This window comes from Vibrio sp. CB1-5 (genome assembly GCF_059412285.1).
In genome coordinates this window covers 146,587-170,711 of record NZ_JBJHPB010000007.1, presented here as the reverse complement: position 1 = coordinate 170,711, position 24,125 = coordinate 146,587, and the positions used below count along the sequence as shown (strand labels likewise).

The window sequence follows — 24,125 nt, the reverse complement described above, 5'->3', positions numbered from 1 at the left end:
CCGTTTTATCGGTAGATAATGTTGCTCAATTTATAAAGCAATTGTTAACGATATCAAACCGCTACCATAAAAAATCCGCCTCAATTGAGGCGGATTTTCGAAACATTTTTACTGTTCTTTCTTATCACTCAAGCTCTTAGTGGTGGCTTGGCCAATGGTGTCTACATCCACGCCATTCTGTTCTAAGAACTTTTCAAACATAGGTAATAGCGGCCCTAATGTGTCAGCGATAGTGTCTCTCACCGTGTCGACGATAACTTGCGTGCCGCGTTCAATCTCGATATTGACGTCATCGCCCACGCCCTTGCCCTCGAAGGTTGTCATGCGACGAGTCTCTGGGATAAGCCAAACGTCGAACCAGCCCTCTTGCTTATCAACCTCAGACACCGTCAAACTCGCGCCATTGATTGCGATATAACCCTTAGGGAACACATACGGCTTCCACTCTTTTGGCAATTGAAACTTGATGCGATAGTTGTCTTCTTGTTGCTCCACCGCCACTAGAGGCGTTTTAAAGTCCACATGCCCTGATAGAGGGTGACCACCAATTTCGGCACCGTCTTTAGCTGCACGCTCAACATTGATGACTTGCCCTTGTTCAAATGAACTTAGCGTGGTGATATTGAGGCTCTGCAACATCACATCGAACGACAAACGCTTGTCGGTTTGGATCTCGGTTACCGTTAAACAGACACCATCCACAGCAATACTAGCGCCAATTTCAACATCGACACAAAAGCCTGCTTCGAAGTCAATTTCAAAAGTACGGATACCATTGAGATCTGTGATTTTATCAATGGTGGCGACGGATTGAATAATACCGGTAAACATAGAGGCCTCGATTCACAATTGGAGTGCTTTTAGTACGGACATCATTGCAAAAAGAATCAGTAAGATAAAGGCTAAAAGTTGAAAAGTACCAGAACGAAAAAAACCCAACATTTCTGCTGAGGTTTTAGTGTTTGGAGCGACTCGACCGGATGCGGGCACGAGGTTCACCTCATTCCCAAATTAAAACCTCAAGCGAGACTGATATACATTGCTAAAAACAAGAAAACCCCAGCATTTCTGCTGGGGTCTTAGTGTTTGGAGCGACACACGAGGTTCGAACTCGTGACCTCAACCTTGGCAAGGTTGCGCTCTACCAACTGAGCTAGTGTCGCATTGTCTTTTCAGACTAAATTTGAGATGGTGCCCCGGGCCGGACTTGAACCGGCACAACGCGAACGTCGAGGGATTTTAAATCCCTTGTGTCTACCAATTCCACCACCAGGGCACGCAAAATCCTTTGCGATGGAGACACCATCTTGATACCGCCTTCTAGGCCATATCACTATATTTGGAGCGACACACGAGGTTCGAACTCGTGACCTCAACCTTGGCAAGGTTGCGCTCTACCAACTGAGCTAGTGTCGCATATTCTCAAAGAGAGAATGGAGGCGCCTCCCGGAGTCGAACCGAGGTCCACGGATTTGCAATCCGCTGCATAGCCACTCTGCCAAGGCGCCTTCTTGTTCCTCTTGAAGTCTCGCTCTTAACTTTCGTTTTAAGCAGTTCCTCTTGAGTACGGGAGGCATTTTACGCAATCAGGAAAATGAGTCAACACGTTTTTTGATATTTTGAATCGTTTGACCAAGAAATACCCAAAAACCGCTAATTTGCTCAATTTTCTAGCAAAAACATGCACATTTAGGTCTAGAAAACTTGTCAACTTACCAAAAGACACCTAGCCGCGACGTTTGGTATAAGCCGCCTTCTAGCACCTACTCTTACAAATTTTGAACTGAGCTAAAAAGCAAAAAGGCGAGCTTAATGCTCGCCTTAGTACTAAATACTGTTCTGGAAATCCGCTAACTACTTATCTGCGTTAAGCAAATCGTCTTTTGCCGCCGCTAGGTATTGCATCATTGACCAGTAAGTCAAAACAGTTGCGACATACAGCGCCACATAACCTACCCAAATCATCCAATCGTCATAACGCCAAATAAGAACCCAGAGTGCAAACATTTGAGAAACGGTTTTGACCTTGCCCACCCAAGACACAGCCACGCTCGCTCGCTTGCCAATCTCGGCCATCCACTCACGCAGTGCTGAAATAATAATTTCTCGGGCAATCATGGTCACAGCAGGAATGGTGACCCAAATGGAATGGTAATGTTCAGTGATAAGAATGAGTGCGGTGGCTACTAAGACTTTATCAGCTACCGGATCAATGAAAGCGCCAAAGCGGGACGTTTGCCCAAGCTTTCTCGCTAACATCCCATCGAGCCAGTCAGTGAAGCCTGCCACCCAAAAAATCATAGCGGCGGCAAACGGCGCCCAACTATACGGAAGATAGAATGCAACGACGAACACGGGGATGAGAAATAATCTCAACAAAGACAGAATGTTAGGGATGTTTAAACGCATATTATTATCGGCTCTATTTTACTGCCTGTTTATGTTGCGGGATTTTCATCACTGTTTCAATGCTTGATAGATGTTTTCTGCCAAAGATTTGCTAATTCCTGGTACTTTGGCGATTTCTTCGACACTTGCACGTTTCAGCTCTTGAAGACCACCCATGTATTTCAGCAGTGACTGACGGCGTTTGGGGCCAATACCTTCAATACCTTCTAACGGACTCGTTCGACGTGCTTTAGCGCGTTTTGCCCTATGTCCAGCAATCGCATGGTTATGGCTCTCGTCCCGAATATGTTGAATAAGGTGCAGCGCGGGAGCATCACTCGGCAAATTAAACTCACGCCCTTCTGGGGTAATTAAGGTTTCCAAACCCGGTTTACGGGTCACACCTTTCGCAATACCCATCAATAGCGGACGCTTTGGCCAATCGTCCCAATATTCCGAGACAATATCGACAGCGCGATTGAGTTGCCCTTTACCACCATCGATAAAGATAATATCTGGGATTTTGTCGACATCAATCTGCTTCGAGTAGCGACGCTCAAGAACTTGCCCCATTGCGGCGTAGTCGTCTCCGCCAGTAATGCCTGTAATATTGTAGCGGCGGTATTCTTGCTTTACAGGCCCTTCTTGATTAAACACGACACAAGAAGCAATGGTGTTCTCACCCATGGTATGACTGATATCGAAACACTCCATACGACTGATATTCTCAATGCTCAACGCCTCTTGAAGGGCTTTGAAACGCTGATTGATCGTCATTTTATGGTTGATCTTAGTGGTGATCGCCGTAAGTGCATTGGTGTTCGATAGTTTAAGGTATCGACCTCGCGCGCCAGTTGGGTTGATATGGAATAAAACCTTGCGACCGGCAATTTCAGTCAGGGCCTTCGACATGTCATTGACGTCTTCAACCAAACCGTCATTCAGAATGATCCGCGTTGGAATCGTTCGTGATTCAGAATGATTAAGGTAATACTGACCCAAGAAGCTGTAAAAGACTTCAGCTTGCTCTGTATTATTTGGGATCTTAGGAAAATGGCTACGGCTGCCTAAGATTTTACCTTGGCGAATCATCAAGATATGGACACAAGCCACACCATTTTCCTGAGCAAAACCCAGTACATCCATGTCATCGTCACTGTCTTCAGAGACAAATTGCTGCTCTTGTACACGTCGGATGGCTTGGATCTGATCGCGGTACTTAGCGGCTTGTTCAAAGGCTAGATTGCGACTCGCCTCATCCATCTTCTCCACCAGCATCTGCACTACGTTTTTGTCTTTGCCTTGTAAAAATAGACGCAGTAAACCAACCAATTCATCGTACTCATCATCTGAGATAATAGAGCTGACACACGGCCCTGCACAGCGACCAATTTGATACATCAAACACGGTCGACTTCGATTAGCATAAACAGAATCTTCACACTGACGAACCGGGAAAATCCTTTGTAGCAAGTGCAGAGTTTGCCTCACGGCTCCGGAGTCTGGATATGGGCCGAAGTACTCGCCTTTTTTCCGTCTTGCCCCCCGATGCATGGAGAGCCTTGGATGTTTATGGCCAGAAAGGAAGATATACGGATACGACTTATCATCTCGAAGCAATACGTTATATTTAGGAAGGTACTGCTTGATGTAATTGTGCTCTAGGATCAGCGCTTCGGTTTCGGTGTGCGTTACCGTAACATCAATTTTGTGAATGTTGCTGACCAGCGCGCGGGTTTTCTCACTATCGACTCGCTTGCGGAAGTAGCTAGAAAGGCGCTTTTTGAGGTCTTTGGCTTTACCAACGTAGATAACGACCGACTCGGCGTCATACATACGGTAGACGCCGGGTTGGTTAGTTACGGTTTTGAGAAAGGATGTTGAGTCAAAAATGGGTTCCGACACGATACTGTCTCAACTATAGGGTCTCAGTATCTAGCATTCCATGTCGAATCGCTAAGTGGGTCAGTTCAACATCACCGTTGATATCAAGCTTACTGAACAGTCGATATCTATAGCTATTCACGGTTTTCGGACTCAAGCTCAATTGCTCTGAGATATCCGTGACCTTTTGGCCTTTGGTAATCATCATCATGATCTGAAGTTCACGTTCAGAGAGATCTTTGAACGGGTTTTCTGATGCCGATGAAAATTGGCTAAGCGCCATCTGCTGAGCAATCTCAGGAGAGATGTAACGCTGGCCGCTGTTAACAAGACGAATGGCATTCACCATTTCATCAGGCGCAGCGCCCTTGGTCAGGTAGCCTGCGGCACCTGCCTGCATAACTTTTGTCGGAAATGGGTTTTCCGTATGCACGGTTAACACGATGATCTTAATGTCTGGATTGTGGCGAAGGATCTTTTTTGTCGCTTCAAGCCCACCAATACCAGGCATATTCATATCCATTAAAATGACGTCAACATGGTTGCTACGACACCATTTTACGGCTTCTTCACCACTGTCAGCTTCCCCTGCCACATTCATTCCACGGACGTCTTCAATAATACGTCGTATCCCTGTGCGAACCAGTTCGTGATCATCTACAAGGAAAACATTAATCAAACTTGTATCTCCACACTTATCTATTGGCTCTGCGACCACTTGAGGTTAGTGGATAGCAGCATGGCTGACTATCATACCTCATCTTACGTTTAAAAGCTCCCATACAAATCGTGCACGGGCGCATAGTTTGCGAAACACATTACGACGAAGATTCGACGTCGTCAATCATAAAAACTTTAAAATCATCAGGTTACAAATCATACAACCATTAGTTATCTCTAACGTAACCCCCCGATTTATGGGCATAAATCGCCGTTAAGCCACTATGAAACCTCTATCACGCCATCCGCTACATAATTGCAAAATATCGATATAAATCACTATTCTATACGTCCACTAATGCTACTAAATTTTAACTCATTTTGAGAAATTTTGGCTTCAGTGGGAGCTTTGTTACACTTGTCTATCACCCAGAACTATCATTGAGTAAAGATTTTGCACAAAATTTACTCAACTCACCGCGAATCATGTAGGAATTTGCTTCATTTGGACATTCATCAAGGTTTTCTGTTGACCCGCCAAGCACGGGATACGCGTTTTGGGCCACAGATCGAGCTCTGGCTATCAACCCCTAAAGGGCCCACGCAAGTTCTCATTGAAGGACAAAAACCAGTCTTTTTCGTGCCTATTGACGATAAAAAGCGCGTGCAGAAAGTATCTCAAGATTCAGGCCTTGCGATTACCTTTAACCCAATAGAGATGAGTAGCTTCGACGGCCAAGCTCTGATTGCCGTTTATTGCGATTCCATTGCCAATGCCCGCCAGTTAAATGAAAAGCTGATAGCTGCCGAGATACTGGTGTTAGAGGCCGATATAAAGCTTGCAGACCGATTCTTAATGGAGCGCTACATCCAAGGAAGCCTAGCCGTTGCCGGTCGCACTGAGACCATCAATCCGGGCCTGCCCAATCAATTTCTGCGTATTACGGAAGCTAAGTGTAAGGCTCACGATTACCAACCTCACCTCAACGTTGTTTCGCTCGATATTGAATGCTCTGAAAAAGGCGTGCTCTATTCCATCGGTCTTGATAGCCCAAGCGACAGCCGCGTCATTATGATTGGTGAGCCACAAGCGTGTGAAACACCTACCCAATGGGTTAGCGACGAGAGATCTCTGCTTTTGGCGCTTAATGATTGGTTTCAGGCGTATGATCCAGACGTTGTCGTCGGCTGGAGTGTTATCGATTTCGACTTCAAACTGCTCAACAAGCGGGCTGAGTTTAATAACGTTGTACTCTCGCTTGGACGCAATACACAAAAAATCTACTTCCGTACACTTCCCTCTAGCCAGCAAAGCTTTATCACTATGCCAGGTAGGGTGGTGTTAGATGGAATAGATACCCTTAAAACTGCGACCTATAACTTTCGTTCTTGGTCACTTGAGTCCGTGTCTCAGGAACTGCTCGGCGAAGGCAAAGCCATCCACAATGTGCATGATCGCATGGATGAAATCAACGCTATGTTCCGTAGAGACAAGCCCTCGCTTGCCAAGTACAACTTGCAAGACTGTGTGCTGGTGAATCGTATTTTCGACCACACCCACCTGCTACAGTTTGCCATTGAACGCACCAAACTGACTGGGGTGGAACTCGACCGCGTCGGTGGCTCAGTGGCGGCTTTTACCAATCTTTACTTACCTAGATTGCACCGCGCTCACTACGCTGCCCCTAATTTACATCCTGAGAACTGGGTGGCAAGCCCCGGCGGTTATGTGATGGATTCTATACCCGGTCTGTATGATTCGGTGTTAGTTCTCGACTTTAAGAGCCTATATCCTTCGATTATCCGCTCATTTTTGATTGATCCAATGGGCTTAATTGAAGGCTTGAAGCTAGAGATTGGCAAAGAGGACGACCAAGCTGTCGCAGGATTTAGAGGAGGTCAGTTCCATAGAAAGCAGCATTTTCTTCCAAATTTAATTCAAGAATTATGGAAGGCGCGTGATGTCGCAAAAATCAACAATGAAAAGGCGTTTTCCCAGGCTATTAAGATCATCATGAACTCATTTTATGGTGTGCTAGGCTCATCAGGCTGCCGCTTTTTCGATACTAGACTGGCCTCTTCCATCACAATGCGTGGACACGAAATCATGAAAACCACCAAGAAACTGATTGAAGCAAAAGGCTATCAGGTGATTTATGGTGATACTGACTCTACTTTCGTGTCATTAAATGCGGCTTTTAGCCCGGAACAAGCTGACAAGGTGGGTAACGAGTTGGTGGCGTCCATCAACCAGTGGTGGACTGAACACCTAGAGCAGGAATACAACTTAACTTCCATCTTGGAGCTTGAGTACGAGACACATTATCAGCGGTTTTTAATGCCGACCATACGCGGTTCGGAAACCGGCTCTAAGAAGCGCTACGCTGGCCTCATCGGCGAAGGTGATAATGCACGGCTCATCTTTAAAGGGTTGGAAAGTGCGCGTACCGATTGGACGGCACTGTCACAGGAGTTTCAGCAAAGGCTTTATATGATGGTGTTTAACCATCAAGATCCCGCAGACTATGTTCGCGAGTTTGTCGAGTCGACGCTTCGGGGTGAGCATGATACGCAGTTGGTTTATCAGAAAAGATTACGCAGAAAGCTGCACGAATATCAGAAGAATGTGCCGCCGCAAGTACGAGCAGCTAGAATGGCCGATGAAATCAACCAACAGTTGGGACGCCCGTTACAATATCAAAATCGTGGGCGCATCGAGTATGTTATTACTGTAAATGGGCCAGAGCCAAAAGAGTATCAACGCTCACCCATCGACTATCAACACTACATTGATAAACAGTTAAGGCCTGTTGCGGAGGCTATCTTGCCGTTCATTGGTATGAACTTCGATGATTTGAGTGCGCCGCAAATGGGGCTGTTCTAACTGCTAGGTTTTGTTCAACCGACAATAGCATTTTACCGAAGGACAACAAACTTTAATCGGAAACGCGCTTTTTCAAGAAATTATTAGGCTATTGAAAGCTAAAGTTTGATCATTTTCTGAAACGCTTTTGGACATAAATAGTCTACGTCCGTTCGTATTTAACATGCCCCAAGTAGCCGTCATCCTCACGAAAGTGAGGATCTCCTACCGCATGTAGGTAACTGAAAAAGTTCGACTAAGGCACGTAAATCAGCTTCGCGACGCGCTGAATGAGATCCCCTTTTTCAAGGGGATGACGGTAATTTGGCGGTGCTTTGAAACACGAAACGGGGCATTTCTGAGCTAGAAGTACCCGTCACGAAGGTTCTGGACAAAAGTTTGCCAGTGGTTTTGCTAAATTAGTAATTCACCGATTACTAGAGGTAAAGAAAAGCCATTAGTTTAAGACGAAATTTACTATTCCGTAAAAAGAGAGCTATTTAGCCATCATTAAGCTTTGGCTCATTTTCTTAACGACGTTCATAAACACAGCAGCTTCTTCTGCGCTCACGCATTGAGTCATCACCTGGAATACTTCGCCTTCAATCTTGTGAACTTTTTTTATCAAGGCCTTTCCAGATGACGTGAGTTGCAATACCCGACTGCGGCCATCTGTTTGGTGGGGGCTCGAACTATCCATTCTTGCTCAATCAGTTCTTTCACAACACGGGCAATTTGTGCTTTGTCCACTTGTAGCAGCATGCTCACGTCGTTAGCTGTACAGTTATTGGTCAACTCTATCGTGTGTACAACACTTACATGAACAGAGCTAATCTCCAACCTTCCGGTCTTTACCGCATGTTTCATACTGTATTTAAAGGTGCGTATTAATTCCCATATGGCATCACGCATTTCAATATTTTTGTCCATTGTAAATTCATGTAAATATAGTTGATAAGGTCATCTAAATTGCTATGGTTTCCACCGTAAATAGTGAGAGAAGGCGACCAAGAGTTATTCACTGTTTGTGCTACCTAGCAGGTAGGAAGTATTACAGCAATAGAGCTACTTGAGTAGGAAAATTTGATGCCAGACAATAATTGGAAGAAAAATTTAAGCAAAGCCCGTTACGTTATGGATGCTTTGCTGTTGGTTGGGTTTGTTTTAGTCTGTGTTCCTCAGACGACTGGACTCGCAATTCATGAATGGGGGAGCCTGCTGTTTATTATTCCCTTGGTTATTCATATATTGTTGCATTGGGATTGGATAAAAACCTTACCACAGAACTTTGCCCGACGACTCAATACCAAATCACGGTTCAATGCCATTTGGGATTTTATTTTCTATCTCGCAATGCTCATGGTCACAATAAGTGGCTTTTTGATCTCCGTTGTGATGTTTCCACAACTTAATATTCCCCTTGAAATTACACCGTTCTGGTCAGAAATCCACCATGACCTAAGTAATCTCTTGCTCCCTATGCTAGGTATTCACTTGGCGCTGCACTGGGATTGGATCACAGCGATGACCAAAAAAATGTTCAAACGTCAGTAGCCGTCAAAAGCTCATATGTAAAGGAAGAAAAAGTATAATGAATTACTTAACTTACCGTTGGAAATCTCGAAGCGCGATAATTTTCTCAGTCTCATTGGGAGTATGCGCGCTGTTGTGGAGCTTGTCATTGACCGATTGGGCTTCAGCCATCAACGCCAACCCACAACCTCCTCATGAGGAGTCTGAACCAGTCTCGGGTATTAAGCTATTGTTCATGCCTATGTTAAAAGTCACCATGCTAACGTTAATACCCGCCTTTCTCTGCTTATTGATATTAAAAACAGGTACTTTTATTGCGAGTAAGTTGAATAAAAACGCGGCTCCAACACGTCTTTCTTCATCAACAGAATTAGTTTGTAGTAAGCGAGTTGAAGAGACGAGAGATGTAGCCACTTTTTATTTCCCCAACAGTACAATGCAGTACGTAGCTGGACAATTTGTGATGGTCACTATCAACATTGATGGCACTAACCACCGCCGCGCATATTCATTGTCCTCAACACCCTCACGCACAGGCGAAATTTCGATTACCGTAAAACGGGTTAATGATGGTTTAGTGTCTAACTATTTGCTTGATAACTTACGCGCGGGCATGCCGTTAGAACTATCAAAACCCATGGGGCTGTTTAACTTGCAAGCATGTAAGCCAACCCACAAGGTTGTTATGATAAGTGCAGGATGTGGTATTACTCCGATCATGTCTATGACTCGCTACTTGCTCGATAACAATACAGATGCTCATATTAAGTTCATCCATTTTGCCAAAAGTACACAAGACTTAATTTATCGTGATGAGATCAAACAATTGTCAATCACTCACTCAAATTTTACAGCGGTGACGGCTCTTTCTGAAGAAAAAGCAAATGGTTATGAATATGGACTATTGTCCGATGAGATGTTAAGTCAGCACTTACCAGATTTAACTGGCCGTACTGTATTTACATGTGGACCAACACCTTTCATGGTTTTACTCAAGGAGTGCTTACAAGATCGAAATTTCAATATGCAGCATTTTCATCAAGAGAGCTTTGGCGAGTCACCAGTGGCTCAAGATTCACATCAACAGCGTCAACAGTATCGTGTCTCGCTATTACACTCAAACCAAACTGTTGAAATTGATCATACCAATACCTTACTCGATGCTATCGAAGCCGCTAACGTTACTATAGTCACAGAGTGCCGCTCCGGCGTATGCGGGGCATGTAAATGCAAAGTGACCAAAGGAAGCGTAGAACCTAACAGTACCCTAACATTGTCTGAAGATGAGCTAGAACAGGGCTACGTTTTAGCGTGCAGCGCTAAACCAACGAGCGATGTGGTGCTTGAGTTGCCTTCAATGTAAATCCCATTGGTGTTTTTAAAATTTATAAAATCAAACACTACAGTAATTTACTCAGAGCAAGTTTCAATAACTTAACCTGCTTAACCAATACTTTATTCACGTGAATCAACCAAGAATAAAGCTGTAACCAATAATCGGAAGACGAATATGCAGAAAAAGAAATCGACCCCAAAAAAGAAGTCTCCACCTAAACTGTTTAAAGTCATTGCCTCAACACAGATCACCGCCAATATGCAGCGCATCACACTACAAGGGAAAGCAGTGGCACACTTCCCTGAAAAATGTGCAGGAAAATACGTCAAACTGTTGTTTACTACCGATGGTGGAACAGAGATTGGCTTCGGCTCCACTCGTAGACAGATGAATTAAAATAGCCCTGTTCTCTTCCGCTCATCGAGTATTGACCGCAGGTAGCGCGTAACAGAGCCACTTCTAGTGGCTCTTGTCGTATCTGGATGTTAGAAAAACTAAGATATGTCCCTTCAAGTTTCCATGTACAGATGTGAGTCATAACAAACTTCGGGGCAAAGGCGTGTTTGATATAGCCGGTTCACATAAATCTCGGTCAGGTGAACTGACAGAGCAGAAGTGACAAACTTTATTGTCTTCCGATACCTTTGTCCAAATGATAGCGCTCATTCAACCAATCTTAAACTCGGTCCTTTGATACTCTTTGACAAGCCAGGGAGTAAAGTCATCCACAAGGCCTACAACCGAGCGTTTTGGTATGACCCGTCTACCAAGCAAAATACCGAGGCGTTCAACGGTTTTCTCGCGCTGTGGGTAGTACTCAAGAAATACTCGACCACTTTCCGAAGGGTCATCTAACCAGCGCTTGGTTCTATGAAGCACTAAACCATAGGCCGCTCTAAGTAGCTTTTTTGCCAGCCTACGCTGAGCATCGACTTGCGAAGTCGCATCTTCTGCCAAGGCGACTTCCTTTCTGAGTATGGCAGCGCTTTGCTCGATATCCATGTTCCACTGCTTGGCAATTTCCCAGCTCGGCACGTAATCACCAAAGCACTCTGATAAATCCTCGCCATAGACATTAGTGCAGCACTGCTTGAGCAAAAAGCCCCAAGTAAACAAAGCAGAGAGTGACGCTACTTCACTCACTAGAGCTGTACGAATGGCAAGCCCTTTAACAAAAGGAAAGTCTTTTTGAAATCGCCAGTTGATCGAGTTGAACAATGACTTTTGACTCGCCGAGAAAGGCGTATGAGTGACCAACACCACATCAAGATTCGATACATTTGGTATCGCGGTGCCATTCGCCACTGACCCATAAACATAAACGCTATGCAGGCTCTCTTTCAGTCCCGATTTTAAGCACGCTATCAGATCTTCGATGACCGGTACATAGCTTGGCTGAGGAATGGAATGGTGAATTGGCAATTGGGTTGATACTTGGGTTTGCACGTCGTTACTTGGCCGATTTGATTGTTTCCCTATTCTACGATTGCCGATTTTGGGATTCAACGTTGAATTGTCGTGCTTGAGACGTCATTCCCTTCTTGAGCAAACCTAGATTTCGAACGTATAATTGACTGTCTAAACAAAAAACGAAGGAAATATTCCATGCCTAAGGCAAGTGAGCTTAAAAAAGGTTTTGCGATTGAGTCAAATGGCAAAACGTTGCTAATCAAAGATATCGAAGTCACCACTCCTGGTGGCCGTGGCGGAGCAAAGATCTACAAGCTACGTTGTACTGATTTAGCAACAGGCTCTAGAGTTGATGAGCGTTTCAAATCAGATGACACGCTTGAAACGGTAGAAATGAACAAGCGCAACGTGACTTTCTCTTACGTTGATGGCGATGAGTACATCTTCATGGATAACGAAGACTACAGCCAGTTCACGTTCAAGCACGATGAAATCGAAGATGACCTGTTGTTCATCAACGAAGACACACAAGGTGTTCAAGTTATCCTAGTTAACGGCAGTGCGGTTGGCCTTGAGCTACCATCGTCTGTTGAGCTAGTGATCGAAGAAACTGACCCTTCAATCAAAGGTGCTTCAGCGTCTGCTCGCACTAAGCCAGCACGTCTATCAACAGGCCTGACAGTGCAAGTACCTGAGTACATTGCACAGGGTGACCGCGTAGTGATCAACACTGCAGAACGCAAATACATGAACCGAGCGTAAGTTATGTCAGAACTGATTTCATACGATGACGTGATTGAAGCGGCATACGATATCTTCCTAGAGATGGCACCAGATAATCTGGAAGCAGCCGACGTTATCCTTTTCACTGCGCAATTCGATGATCGCGGTGCAGCGGAGATTGTTGAAACTGGCGCAGATTGGGTGGAGCACGTTGGCTTTGACGTTGATGAGAGCTATGCAGAAATCCGCATTGGTCTTGTGAACGAAGAAGACGATATCTTAGATGATGTGTTTGCGCGCTTACTGGTAAGCCGTGATCCTGACAATAAGTTCTGCCATATCCTTTGGAAGCGTGACTAACGCTACCACGAATCGCTTAAAGCCTAGCTATGCTGGGCTTTTTATTGTTTGCCGTAAAACAGTAGTGCTACCAAACGTACGTCAATGACACGCCTGCTGAACGCGAACTTGCATAAGGAATCACCTGAAGATTCTCATCTAACTTGTCGGTGAATACCCAGCCCGTCAAGACGCCAAGGGCAGCACCCGCCGCTACGTCCCGCCAATAGTGCTTATCCGCTTGCACACGCCCAACCCCAACCATAGCTGCCATACCATAAGCAGGAAGGCCGACTTGCCATCCTTGACGGATATAGAGTGTTGTTGCGGATGCAAAGGCGTTCGCGGTGTGGTTCGAAGGGAAGCTCTTGTTGTCGCTGCCATCTGGGCGCGGCGCGTCAATGGTATGTTTGCCGATAAGGCCAATGGCTGAAGCAGTGCCGATACTCAGGCCAGCTTGCCAAACCCCTTCCCAATCTTTTTGATAGGCGGGCATTGCTGCGGCCAGTCCCACAAGACCATAAGCGCCAATGTCGCTGAACGTATCCCACGCTTCTTTGTTCGAAGCATGACTGAAGGAGGTAAATACTAAACTAGAGATAAGTAGAAAAAGTCGCGACATAACAAACAGTAAGCAGAAATAAAGGGATGATAAGTTTACCTTATGTTTGTTTTTCTGCCTACTGGATGAAATGTCTGTTTACGCTAAACTGTACGCAGCGATTAACGAGTTTTGCTAGCCTGTTTCTTCAGCTCAAAATCAAACTCGTCTGGGAATAGCACCACGCCTTCCTCGTTTTGATTCGGAAATACAACCACGGCAAGCTCATCCTCTTCTAGGCCATGCGTCCAGCGACTATGCCACTTGTTCAATGAAATCGCTTCGGCTTTGCAGTTATCCCACTCACCTGTCGCCCATTGCTCCGCAAACTCTTGATTCGGCCATACTGGCACACAATCTTCATCTTCTGTGTTAAGCATCACGCAGCCGTGTTCGTCAGTCAGGATCCAGATTTGACGTTCTTGCACCATGGTTTTCACACTGTACTTCAGTCTCTTCTCTTCATCGTAACGAGAGATCTCATCGATTTGATGTTGTTCTAATGCCATTGCAGCGCGCCTTTTGATTATTTGTAGCTCTAAAGATTAACTTTAGAATAGCGGAATTAAAAAGCCCCAGCACCTATGACGTTCAGTCAAGGTAACTAGGGCTTGGTAAGACTTAGTGAAACGTTACACTAGCTCGTTTTGAAGCCAAGGCCAGCCTTGCTTCTTACGGCTTAGTGTATTTTCCATCATAAGCATGCCGTCTTTCTCATGCTTAACCAGTTTCTCAGCCCACTCACCTTTGTAGATTAGACGAGTTTGAGCTGTTGTGATGTCAGTTAGCATCACAGCAGCGAAAGCCAGGCCTTCTTCTTCGCAGCGGCGAGTTAGGTCAGCTTCTAGTGCTTCGATCATGCCATCAACTTGCTCAAGTGTCGCAAGTTCAACCTGACCAACAACCACATCACGACCATTGAATGGGTACGCTTTAAGATCTTTTTCTACTAGCTCGGCAGCAGATAGACCTTCGATGTTTGTTTTAGCGATCAGTAGATCTTTGATGAACGCGTCTAGATCTTCAACACCAGCGATTTGTGCTAGCTCTAGAACCGCATCTTTGTCTTTTTGAGTACAAGTTGGAGATGCGAAACCTACTGTGTCAGATAGGATTGCAGACATCATTAGAACCGCTAGTGGGCGAGTGATTTCTGCTTGCTCCATCTTGAATAGGTTAAATAGGATGGTACAAGTACAACCTACAGGCCAGATCCAAGCTTCAAGAGGGTTTACTGTCATCACATCACCTAGACGGTGGTGGTCAACAATACCTAGGATTTCTGCTTCGTTGATATCGTCTGGTGCTTGCGCTAGATCGGTGTAGTCTACTAGCCACACTTTTTCACCAGCAACGCTTGTGCGTAGTTCTGGTTGGTCAACGCCTGCTGTTGCAAGAATGTGTTGCGTCTCACGGTTAATCTCGCCTTGACGAACTGGCGTCGCTTCAAGACCACGAGCCTTTAGAAGTTCTGCGGCAACAAGTGCACCACAAATGCTATCACTATCTGGGTTTTTATGACCGACAACTAAAATCATTTTGCTTCCTAACTAATTCTGATCATTCAGGCGAGTTCGCCTGTATTACTCTCACAGGGGCGATACTTTACCTGATTTTCTCGATTTGTCATCGGTTGATGTGCGATTAGCGGGATTCTTCCCTCTCACAGAATGTAAATAAAAGCCACAAATGACATTGAGAATTATTATCATCTATATATACTTGAAAACAGTTCTCATTTGCAATCGGTTAAAGTTATGCTTCACATGACAAACTCTACTGTCGTCAATGGTCTCAGCATTGACCAATTCAAGCCTAAGTATAAACGCTTGATTCTCCCTATCGCATTGACGCTGCTACTCATAACAGGCGAAACGCGTGACGTTACCATGAATGCCCTTGCGGATGCATTCTGGGCAGTATCAACGTATGTGGCTTTCACCTTAGTCATCTACCACCAAGTCGCCCGCATGGTTTCCAGTCAGCACCGAATGGTGGAACTTTATCATCAATCACCCACCTACCAAGTATTGATGTCTTCACTGCTCGGCGCCCTTCCAGGCTGTGGAGGCGCCATCATCGTCACCACTCAGTTTGTTGCTGGCCGGGTGGGGTTTGGCTCAGTGGTTGCCGTACTCACCGCCACTATGGGCGATGCCGCGTTCTTATTGATAGCCAGTCAGCCAAGTGTTGGACTTGGAATGATGGCACTTGGCGTTGTTGTGGGAGCCATCACAGGTTTCATCGTCAATCGCATTCACGCCAACGACTTCCTAAGGCCTAACCCAGAAAGCAAAATGAGTAATATCGTCCGCAGTCTGGCGGCAAGTATTGATTGTTGCTCTCAAAACGCAGCGACGCCTTTGCAGCACAGAGCCATCAATCTACAGGGACTGTTTTGGACCTGGCTCATCGTGCCAACCGTTGTGATTGCCTTCGCTATGTCATTTCAAATTGATGTCAATGAAGTTCTCAGGCTCTCAGAGGGCACGATTGAATGGGTCGGTGCGGTACTCGCTGTCGTGATGATGTTTCTGTGGGCGTTCACTAAGGAGATCAAAGATTATCAGAGTGCTGTAGCCGAAGATGACAAACGCCCTACCTCACACCCAATGCAAAAAGCGGCACAAGATACGCACTTTGTTAGTGCTTGGGTAATCGTGGCTTTTCTCGCTTTCGAACTATCGATTCACTTCGCCCATATCGATATGGCGAGTTCGCTATCTGGATACGGCGTCTACATGCCGTTGATCGGTATGCTTGTGGGCTTGCTGCCTGGTTGTGGTCCGCAAATATTGATGACCAGCTTATATCTTGGCGGCGTTATGCCATTGTCTGCGCAAATATCAAATGCGCTTTCTAATGATGGTGATGCTTTGTTCCCTGCGATTGCACTGGCACCCAAAGCAGCACTAGTAGCGACCTTTTACTCTGCACTACCAGCACTCATTGTAGGGTATGGTTATTTCTGGCTATTTGAAGCCTAACCGCGCCCTTTACGCCTCTGGTAAGTGAACAATTGACACTACGGCTCGACTACTGAGTCCTTGGTTTATAGGAACGATCTGTATCTGGGCAGGCTCTTGGTTGAGCTTCTCACCCGTCCAAAAATCGTACCAATCACTAGGGAACTCGGTAGTTAGGGTGTACTCACTGACCACATCATTGTAATGAAAGAGGCTATGCAAGCGTCTTTCTTCGGACAACTTAAGCGTGGCATGATTCAGGGTCAACGAGCTAAAAACTGATGCACGACTGGTTTGATGCTGACGAGTGATCAGCCGTGACAACGTTTCCTCGGCAAAAGGCGTTAGCTCAGGTAGAGGATCACCAGAAAGCAGCAAGCCACCCGCCGCTAAAAGCACGTTACGATGAAACTCATACGCGCTGCGATCAGCGCCTTGATTTGGCAGTGAAGTGAACGTAGCGCAATCTGGGTCAATCAGCCACAAGCGCTGATGTTGCCAACTGCGATAGAAGGTCTCTTTCGCGATTTGCTCAAATCGCTCTACATGTCGCTCAACATCATCGGACACTCGCATCGCATCGACCAGCCCAAGAGACGGCCACATTGGCGCGTTACAACCAAGTACAAGCGCATCGCCTGCCCCTTCGTTGATTGCTGCCATCCCGAGACGATAAGCTTCAATACCCGTCGCTCCTTTTTGATAACGCACACCTTTTAGAGTGCCCCAGTAATTTGCATCAAGTTTGAAAAGCTCAACACCCCATTCTTCGCGCATCACTTTAACAATACGAGTTAAGTGTGCCTGCACCTCTGGATGTGTCGCATCCAAAATGTACCAAGGCGTGCAGCGCCAGCCGCCATAGGTGATGTCTTCCGCTTTCAAAAGCTCACCAGAGGGGTGCTTCAAAAACCAATCTGGATGATGCTGGAAAACCTCTGATTCCGCTTGAGCAATAAACGGAGCCAACCAGATGGCAGGCTTTCTACCTTGCGCTCGGATATCTGCAATGAGCGATTTCACCCCACCTTCAAACTTATCAGAAGGCGTTAGCCAATCTCCCATAAAAGCTTGATAGCCATCATCGAGTAATACCCACTGTAAGTCATTAAGCTGCTCTGCCATGATGTGCGTGTTGTCGATGACGTTTTGTTTGGTCACTTCAGCATAGTAGGCATACCACGAACACCATCCAATTGGGCTCGCCTGCGTCACGCCAGTTCGAGACGGATGATGGTTGGTAATGTGCTGAGCATACTGCTCATAGACACTCTCTAAACTGCTGCCATGGATCACAATAAGCGATTCTAGTTGGTTGCTTTCCCAATACTGTGGCTCACTCTCTTCACCATCGATGTAAGCCACTACGTCAATACCATGATGTGTCTGCTCAAGTTCAAAGTAACCGGCAAAGCGATGGCAGGAAGTGAAGCCGTAAAGTTGAAAGCCAGTTGACTGCTCAACAACTAGGTAGTTGTAAAAGCGTTTAGATGCATCCGTCGGATAAAGCCGATAACTGGCATTGTTATCCGGACAACGGCCTACATCGACCAAAGCTGTGGGTGAGCCAGCAGTCTGGCAGAGCATCTGAAAACCATCACCAAGCAGTTGAGCGCCCGTTTCTACCTGGTTTTCAAAAAGCAGTAACGCCGTTTGAGAAGACAAGGCGCGTGGAAAAACGCTGCGATAGCGACACGTTAACTCTGAGCCTTCTAACTTAACTTCAATGTCAGGATTAACCGCCAGAACATCGAGCTCTGGTAAAACAGAAATATACTCAGTCATTGTTACTCAACAATTAAATAGGTTACCTAATGAGTATATTGTCAGGTATAAAAAAACCCATCGTTTCCGATGGGTTTTGTGTACTAGTTAGCACTTACTTGCTTTATACCACTTCGATTGGGCCACCGAATGCGGTCACTGGAGGAAGTTTGCCTACAAACTTCTCAAAGTCGACCAAACACGTGTTCGCTGACGTTGCCTGTGCAAGCTCCGAAGATGGGATATCTTGCGTCAAAGTGTTTGGATCGCCGTAAGTATCCAATGCGCCAATTTTTTCGTTAAGTGGGCCATACCAAGCACCCTCTTCAATACGAACCACACCTGGTGCAAAGCTATCAGTGACAACCGCACCCGCCAGTAGTTGACCGCGGTCGTTGAATACACGAACCACATCGCCATCTTTGATGCCTTTTGCTTTAGCATCTGTTGGGTTGATGTAAATCGGCTCACGACCCTGTACAGCGTAAGTGGCACGGAACTCTTCTGATTCACACATTTGTGAGTGCAGACGCTTGTCCGGGTGACAAGATTGTAACCAGTACGGGTGTTTTTCAGAGCCTGGACCACCATGTGAACGTTCTGACTTTTCAAACCACATTGGGTGCTCTTGGCAGTGTTCGTAGTTCATGTTGCCGATAGTACGGCTGGTGATCTCGATAAAGCCAGACGGAGTACCTAGTGCGTTGATCTCTGGATCTTCACGGAAGTCTGCGTGACGTACCCAAGGCTTACCTGTACCGAAATCTAGGAAGCCTTTTTCCCAGAACTCTTTGAACTCTGGAAGTTCGAACTTGCCTTTGTTCGCTTCTTTACAGCCGTCGTAAAGTGATTTCACCCACTCCATTTCAGTCATACCACGCGTGTAGTCTTCAGAGCGACCCCAACGACGAGTCAGTTCCGTCATGATTTGGAAATCAGTCTTAGACTGGAATAGCGGGTCGACAAGCTTATGCATCGCAATCAGACCACGGCCTGAGTATGCACCGTAACCGTCAATATCGTTACGCTCCCACTGAGTACATGCTGGTAGCACGATATCAGAATGGCGGCACGTTGCCGTCCAAGCAAAATCAATCGCTACAACAGTATGGAGGTTGCGGAACGCTTTCTTCATGCGGTTGCGATCTTGGTGGTGATGCCAAGGGTTGTTACCACTAAATACCATCATCTTGATGTCAGGCAGCGTCACAACTGAACCATTTGAGTTGATCTTCTTACCTGGCTCTAGAAGGCTGTCCACCCAACGAGCAACTGGGATTACGCGGCTGTAGCCTTTGTAATCTTGGTTGGTGTACTTAGGTGTTTGGCCTTGGTCAATGTTCAACGGGAACGAGCCTGGAGCAGCAAACCCTGTTGAAGGAACACCGATACCTGAATAGTGGTGACCATAAGACACACCGCCACCTGGAAGACCGATCTGACCAATCATTGACGCCAGTACCGCACCCATCCAGTAAGGTTGCTCACCGTGTTCTTGACGCTGAACGCACCAGCCGAACAGGATTTGCGTACGGCCGTTAACCAGCATACGAGCAAACTCGCGGATCTTGTCTGCAGGTACACCACAAATCTCAGCAGCCCATTCAGGCGTCTTCTCAACGCGGTCTTTCGTTTCACCTTGAACATACTTAATGAAATCTTCGAAACCTAGGCAATACGTTTCGATAAATTTCTTATCGTATAGATCTTCGTTGTACAGCACGTGAGCTAAACCTAGCATAAAGGCTACGTCAGTTTGTGGGTTCACATACATGTGGTCGTTTTCTAGGTAACGCTGCGTTTTGTTTTTAACAGGGTCAACCGAGATAACGTTGATCTCTTTTTTAGCGACTTTCTCTTTAAGCTGCTCTAGGTATGCAAACGACTCATGCGTTTCACATGTCCAACCAACTTGAAGGTTTTTCACTGGGTCGTTTGCCCAAAGAATGATGTTGTCACTGTTCTCTAGGATAAGCTCCCAAGAGGTACCTTGAGCGTAAACTTCCGTCGAGCCCAACACGTATGGCAGGATGGTTTGACCAGCACCTGTTGAGTAGTCACCCACTTTCTTAACTGAGTAACCGTGTAGACCCATCGCACGCATCATATGGTTAGTACAGCTGTGCATTTGGCCAGTTTGACGCCAACCTGTTTGACCGGTGTGCAGAGCATATGGACCGTAGTCTTTTTGCACGCGCTCAAGTTCACGGTAGAACAAATCTAGCGCTTCATCCCAAGTCACACGTACGAAACGGTTGTTGCCGCGCGTCTCAGGTGCGTACTTGTGCTTCTTCAGCCAATCAAGGCGAACCATTGGGTAACGAACACGAGATGGGCTGTAGATAATGCCTTTAATACCGTTCAACATGTCTGTTGGGTATTTGTCCACTTCTAGCGGTTTTATCTCTTGAACTTTGCCGCCCCACACTCGGGCGCGAAATGCGCCCCAGTGTGAACCAGATACTTTCCAAGTGCCGTCTGTCTCTGCAGCGCTTGCCGTCGCTGATGCCAGTAGGCTCGGACCAATCAGTGTTGCTGCACTCGAGCCCGCCACGCCTTTAAGGAAGCTTCTTCTTGTAATTGCCATCTTTTAACTCCAATTGACGTTTATTAGTGGTGGCCTTCAGAGTAATCTGAAGAGTGCTTCTGTAGATACTTCAGAACCAGTGCTTCTGTATCTGTATCGAAGTTCACAAACGCGATCATACCGTCTAGCATGCCTACCCAGCCGTTTGCACTGAAATGCGCAACGTCAGGTTGTGTATGACACGTAGAACAGTTGCTTTGATACGCTTCACCAGCTGCGTTCCAAATTGGAGTGAAGTCAGTCACCATAGACTCTTGTTTCATCCATAGGTCAACGGCAACTTCTTCCCAAGGAAGACCCGTTAGCTCGTCTTCTTTCTTCTCGCCCACATGCACATCAGCGCCTTGTGATACTTCACGAGAAAGAATAGCTGTTGAGATGTTCTTACCAAAGTCTTCTTGAATCACGCGGCCAAAGCCTTTCGCTTTGCGCCAGCCATCAATTTCAACTTTGATCATGTCACCTTTAACATCCAAGATTTCAACTTTACTTGCAGGGCTAAGTAAACCCGCTTCCGTTGAACCTGTTTCATCAGTGTAAAGTGGTAGGTGACGAATAGACACTACGCTCTCACCTTTAGAATAAGAAGTGCTGCTTGCCACTTGCTCTAGGCCACCAACAATACCACTTGCCGCTGCCATATCTTTAGGCAGGTTGTGTGCGATACCTTTGTGGCAGTCAACACAGCTTTGATCACGCTCAGCTGCAGACTTCATTTGAATGCGCGCCGTTGGTGACATTTGTTCAAAGTCCATAGACTCGTAATTATGACAGTTTTTACACTCTAAAGATTTGTTGGCAGAGAAACGATCCCACTCATGGCGCGCTAGCTCTAGACGACGCGCTTCGAATTTTTCTGGGGTATCTAAATCGCCAAAAACCTGTGCAAATACTTCTTTTGAAGCTTGCATTTTACGTGCAATTTTATCTGTCCAGTTATGTGGAACGTGGCAATCAGGACAAGTGGCACGCACACCAGAGTGGTTTTTCCAGTGAACGGTTTCTTGAAGCTCGACGTAAACATTGTCACGCATGGTGTGACAGCTGATACAGAACTCTTCTGTGTTAGTTGCTTCAAGTGCGGTGTTAAAACCACCCCAGAAAACCACACCTGCAACGAAACCGCCCGCAGTTAGCACACCAAGGCTGATGTGAACGGCAGGGCGACTGATGGTGCGCCAAAGTTTAATTAAAAAGGATTTCATGACTAACTCTCTTGAAACTTGTTGAACGGGTTTGGCTACTAATTAGCCATGCACGCCTGGAGGGCCGAAAACGAACATTTGGAGCATCCAAACGATAAATCCGTAGCCACCAACGATAGCCACACTCAACAGAGGGAAGAATACGGCACAGATGAAGAAAAACGACTTCCACTCCATCCCGTGCTTTTCCGCACTTTCTACTTTGTTAACATCACTCATACATTTGCCTATATTGTATGTTGTCCAGTCCACGAGCATTCCACGAAGGACACTCAATTATTTAAAACATCTATGGGAAAATGCTAAACCATACTAGGAGTATGGTTCAATCAATTCCGTCCTCTCATCCTTTGTTATTCAACAGTTTTTTGAGTTCATCCCGAGTTGTATTCAATTAAAGATCTATGTGTAAAGTTATGAATAGATATGACAGATTAATATTGTTGTCCACCTGTAAATATAGATACATTACCACAACATTTACACATTATTTCCAATAACTCCACCAACTTTTTTAGGCCGTTCCCCTCACCTAAAGTGCGTTGATTGTTGCTTTTTTGTTATTGCACGTGCATTTAAACCACGTGATTGATACAGCCTATTTAGGTACACTTTTGTGACTAATATTCCCAAGATATAGAGCATCACATGCAACAGGTTATTGATATCAGTTGGTGGCAAATCGCGCTATTCGCTACTACCTTGCTCATCCCCTACGCCATCAATTTCCACTACAAACTGGAGATAGGAAAAGATGCCACTGTTGGACTTATTCGAATGGCTATCCAGTTAGCTTTGGTAGGGCTTTATCTCGAATATTTGTTTTACTTAGATAGCTTTACTGTCAATTTGGTGTGGTTGCTGGTGATGATTATCGTTGGTGCTAACGCAATCGCCGCAAAGTCAAAATTACCAACACGGCCGATTGTCGGCTTTTTGGTATTCGCACTGTGTATTGGGCTATTCCCAATTCTGGCACTGCTTTGCCTTGTCACCGTTCAACCAGACCCATTCTATAGCGCGCAATACACAATACCTTTATCCGGCATGTTGCTCGGTAATAGTTTAGGAGGGAACATTGTCGCGCTTCAAAACTTCTACAGTGCGTTAGAAACCCGTTGGAGCGAGTATCAAGCCTCCATTGCACTTGGGGCACCGATTTCTATCGCCACCTTACCTTTTGTCCGTGTTTCACTTCAGAAATCTCTAGCGCCTATTTTGGCAACTATGGCCACCACTGGACTGGTATCGCTACCGGGTATGATGACTGGTCAAATTTTAGGCGGCGCGAGTCCAGTCGTGGCTGTGAAGTATCAGTTGGTCATTATGATGGCTATTTGGGTCATGATGAGTATTTCTATCGTTGTCTGCTTAAACCTTGTGGTCTGTCGAGGATTCGACGCCTCTGGGAAGCCAAAAATTCGTCCCCAAACGAGTGGCTAATTCCGCACTTTTCGCGGTTACTCACTAAGTTTAAACTAGGTTATCCACAAGATGTGTGGATAACCAAGTCTCTGAAGTTACGCTATTTATCAATATACACGCCTATAAATGACCAAAAGATCCTCGGCGTCATCTTGTTGTCATCAATTGTGGTTAATTTATCAGCAAAACGCGGAGCAACTAGTGAAATTACCTCATTGCGCAGGCTTCTAAAAGCCAAGTAACTCAAGGAAGAAAAATATGTTGAATAAATTATGTACAAGGGTGAATCAAGACGATGTCACACGCAATTGGCTTATCGATACACCTGACGCACTCAATGACGCCGATGATCACAGTTACGGCCACTCTGTACCGTTCCAGCATTCAAAGATTTTGCATGAACAGGAGCGCTCGTTAATGTCTGTCAGCCATTAAAAAAGG

At 45.8% G+C, this 24,125-nt stretch carries 23 protein-coding genes and 4 tRNA genes; 9 read left to right on the top strand and 18 right to left on the bottom strand.

The features are described from left to right. Positions 1–108 precede the first annotated feature (108 nt). From ACJB0T_RS07770 to uvrY, 8 genes are all read right to left on the bottom strand, one after another. Positions 109–831, bottom strand: a complete 723-nt coding sequence (locus tag ACJB0T_RS07770) for a riboflavin synthase subunit alpha (protein WP_479289504.1) — start codon at positions 829–831, stop codon at positions 109–111. Between the two features lie 256 nt (positions 832–1,087). Then, positions 1,088–1,163, bottom strand: a tRNA-Gly gene (locus ACJB0T_RS07765). A 26-nt stretch (positions 1,164–1,189) separates the two neighbouring features. Beyond that, a tRNA-Leu gene (locus ACJB0T_RS07760) sits at positions 1,190–1,276 on the bottom strand. Between the two features lie 64 nt (positions 1,277–1,340). After that, positions 1,341–1,416 (bottom strand) — tRNA-Gly (locus ACJB0T_RS07755). 18 nt (positions 1,417–1,434) lie between these two features. Further along, a tRNA-Cys gene (locus ACJB0T_RS07750) sits at positions 1,435–1,508 on the bottom strand. A 346-nt stretch (positions 1,509–1,854) separates the two neighbouring features. Next, entirely contained in the window at positions 1,855–2,409 is a 555-nt protein-coding gene (pgsA, locus tag ACJB0T_RS07745; protein ID WP_042499384.1) for a CDP-diacylglycerol--glycerol-3-phosphate 3-phosphatidyltransferase, read from the bottom strand. A 48-nt stretch (positions 2,410–2,457) separates the two neighbouring features. Continuing rightward, entirely contained in the window at positions 2,458–4,293 is a 1,836-nt protein-coding gene (gene uvrC / locus ACJB0T_RS07740) for an excinuclease ABC subunit UvrC (protein WP_479289501.1), read from the bottom strand. A 13-nt stretch (positions 4,294–4,306) separates the two neighbouring features. Next, positions 4,307–4,951: a UvrY/SirA/GacA family response regulator transcription factor gene (uvrY, locus tag ACJB0T_RS07735; RefSeq protein ID WP_006075673.1), complete on the bottom strand. Its 645-nt coding sequence runs from the start codon at positions 4,949–4,951 to the stop codon at positions 4,307–4,309. A 486-nt stretch (positions 4,952–5,437) separates the two neighbouring features. Between uvrY and ACJB0T_RS07730 the strand changes: the two genes are divergently transcribed. Continuing rightward, on the top strand, positions 5,438–7,816 hold the full coding sequence (locus ACJB0T_RS07730; protein ID WP_479289499.1) for a DNA polymerase II: 2,379 nt from the start codon (positions 5,438–5,440) through the stop codon (positions 7,814–7,816). Between the two features lie 475 nt (positions 7,817–8,291). Here the strand turns inward: ACJB0T_RS07730 and ACJB0T_RS07725 are convergent, their stop codons facing one another. Beyond that, positions 8,292–8,495, bottom strand: a complete 204-nt coding sequence (locus tag ACJB0T_RS07725; protein ID WP_495292918.1) for a winged helix DNA-binding protein — start codon at positions 8,493–8,495, stop codon at positions 8,292–8,294. After that, entirely contained in the window at positions 8,420–8,662 is a 243-nt protein-coding gene (locus ACJB0T_RS07720) for a MarR family transcriptional regulator (RefSeq protein ID WP_495292917.1), read from the bottom strand. Before ACJB0T_RS07720 ends, ACJB0T_RS07725 begins: the two co-directional genes overlap by 76 nt. 219 nt (positions 8,663–8,881) lie before the next feature. Between ACJB0T_RS07720 and ACJB0T_RS07715 the strand changes: the two genes are divergently transcribed. From ACJB0T_RS07715 to ACJB0T_RS07705, 3 genes are all read left to right on the top strand, one after another. After that, positions 8,882–9,349 (top strand): DUF4405 domain-containing protein, encoded by a 468-nt coding sequence (locus ACJB0T_RS07715; protein ID WP_479289493.1) that lies wholly within the window; start codon positions 8,882–8,884, stop codon positions 9,347–9,349. A 37-nt stretch (positions 9,350–9,386) separates the two neighbouring features. Then, on the top strand, positions 9,387–10,691 hold the full coding sequence (locus ACJB0T_RS07710; protein ID WP_479289492.1) for an FAD-binding oxidoreductase: 1,305 nt from the start codon (positions 9,387–9,389) through the stop codon (positions 10,689–10,691). A 147-nt stretch (positions 10,692–10,838) separates the two neighbouring features. Beyond that, positions 10,839–11,060: a siderophore-interacting protein gene (locus ACJB0T_RS07705; protein WP_479289490.1), complete on the top strand. Its 222-nt coding sequence runs from the start codon at positions 10,839–10,841 to the stop codon at positions 11,058–11,060. A gap of 270 nt (positions 11,061–11,330) precedes the next feature. Here ACJB0T_RS07705 and ACJB0T_RS07700 read toward each other — a convergent pair whose 3' ends face one another. Then, positions 11,331–12,110 (bottom strand): nucleotidyltransferase family protein, encoded by a 780-nt coding sequence (locus ACJB0T_RS07700; RefSeq protein ID WP_479289488.1) that lies wholly within the window; start codon positions 12,108–12,110, stop codon positions 11,331–11,333. A 159-nt stretch (positions 12,111–12,269) separates the two neighbouring features. On the opposite strand from ACJB0T_RS07700, the gene efpL reads away from it, so the two are divergent. Together efpL and ACJB0T_RS07690 are read left to right on the top strand one after the other, a co-directional pair. Continuing rightward, a complete protein-coding gene (gene efpL / locus ACJB0T_RS07695) occupies positions 12,270–12,836 on the top strand; it encodes an elongation factor P-like protein EfpL (protein WP_128648540.1) in 567 nt (188 codons plus the stop codon). 3 nt (positions 12,837–12,839) lie between these two features. Beyond that, positions 12,840–13,157, top strand: a complete 318-nt coding sequence (locus ACJB0T_RS07690) for an HI1450 family dsDNA-mimic protein (RefSeq protein ID WP_479289486.1) — start codon at positions 12,840–12,842, stop codon at positions 13,155–13,157. Between the two features lie 67 nt (positions 13,158–13,224). Here ACJB0T_RS07690 and ACJB0T_RS07685 read toward each other — a convergent pair whose 3' ends face one another. The 3 genes from ACJB0T_RS07685 to ACJB0T_RS07675 all read right to left on the bottom strand — a co-directional run bounded on the left by ACJB0T_RS07685 (position 13,225) and on the right by ACJB0T_RS07675 (position 15,275). After that, complete coding sequence (locus ACJB0T_RS07685; RefSeq protein ID WP_479289484.1) at positions 13,225–13,758, bottom strand: phosphatase PAP2 family protein; 534 nt, start codon at positions 13,756–13,758, stop codon at positions 13,225–13,227. A gap of 101 nt (positions 13,759–13,859) precedes the next feature. Beyond that, on the bottom strand, positions 13,860–14,246 hold the full coding sequence (locus tag ACJB0T_RS07680) for a DUF2750 domain-containing protein (protein ID WP_479289482.1): 387 nt from the start codon (positions 14,244–14,246) through the stop codon (positions 13,860–13,862). Between the two features lie 123 nt (positions 14,247–14,369). Then, a complete protein-coding gene (locus ACJB0T_RS07675) occupies positions 14,370–15,275 on the bottom strand; it encodes a manganese-dependent inorganic pyrophosphatase (RefSeq protein ID WP_112462057.1) in 906 nt (301 codons plus the stop codon). 228 nt (positions 15,276–15,503) lie between these two features. On the opposite strand from ACJB0T_RS07675, the gene ACJB0T_RS07670 reads away from it, so the two are divergent. Beyond that, the gene (locus ACJB0T_RS07670) at positions 15,504–16,724 is read left to right on the top strand and encodes a putative manganese transporter (protein WP_479289480.1); all 1,221 of its coding nucleotides are present in this window, start codon (positions 15,504–15,506) and stop codon (positions 16,722–16,724) included. A gap of 9 nt (positions 16,725–16,733) precedes the next feature. On the opposite strand, the gene ACJB0T_RS07665 is transcribed toward ACJB0T_RS07670, so the two are convergent. From ACJB0T_RS07665 to torE, 4 genes are all read right to left on the bottom strand, one after another. Further along, the gene (locus ACJB0T_RS07665) at positions 16,734–18,488 is read right to left on the bottom strand and encodes a glycoside hydrolase family 36 protein (RefSeq protein WP_479289478.1); all 1,755 of its coding nucleotides are present in this window, start codon (positions 18,486–18,488) and stop codon (positions 16,734–16,736) included. 103 nt (positions 18,489–18,591) lie between these two features. Then, a complete protein-coding gene (gene torA / locus ACJB0T_RS07660; protein WP_479289476.1) occupies positions 18,592–21,054 on the bottom strand; it encodes a trimethylamine-N-oxide reductase TorA in 2,463 nt (820 codons plus the stop codon). 23 nt (positions 21,055–21,077) lie between these two features. Further along, positions 21,078–22,259: a pentaheme c-type cytochrome TorC gene (torC, locus tag ACJB0T_RS07655; protein ID WP_479289474.1), complete on the bottom strand. Its 1,182-nt coding sequence runs from the start codon at positions 22,257–22,259 to the stop codon at positions 21,078–21,080. A 42-nt stretch (positions 22,260–22,301) separates the two neighbouring features. After that, entirely contained in the window at positions 22,302–22,478 is a 177-nt protein-coding gene (gene torE / locus ACJB0T_RS07650) for a trimethylamine N-oxide reductase system protein TorE (RefSeq protein WP_042499363.1), read from the bottom strand. A gap of 429 nt (positions 22,479–22,907) precedes the next feature. Here torE and ACJB0T_RS07645 point away from each other — a divergent pair, with 429 nt between their 5' ends. After that, positions 22,908–23,702: an ABC transporter permease gene (locus ACJB0T_RS07645; protein WP_479289472.1), complete on the top strand. Its 795-nt coding sequence runs from the start codon at positions 22,908–22,910 to the stop codon at positions 23,700–23,702. A 240-nt stretch (positions 23,703–23,942) separates the two neighbouring features. After that, on the top strand, positions 23,943–24,119 hold the full coding sequence (locus ACJB0T_RS07640; protein WP_479289470.1) for a hypothetical protein: 177 nt from the start codon (positions 23,943–23,945) through the stop codon (positions 24,117–24,119). The last annotated feature ends 6 nt before the right edge of the window (positions 24,120–24,125 follow it).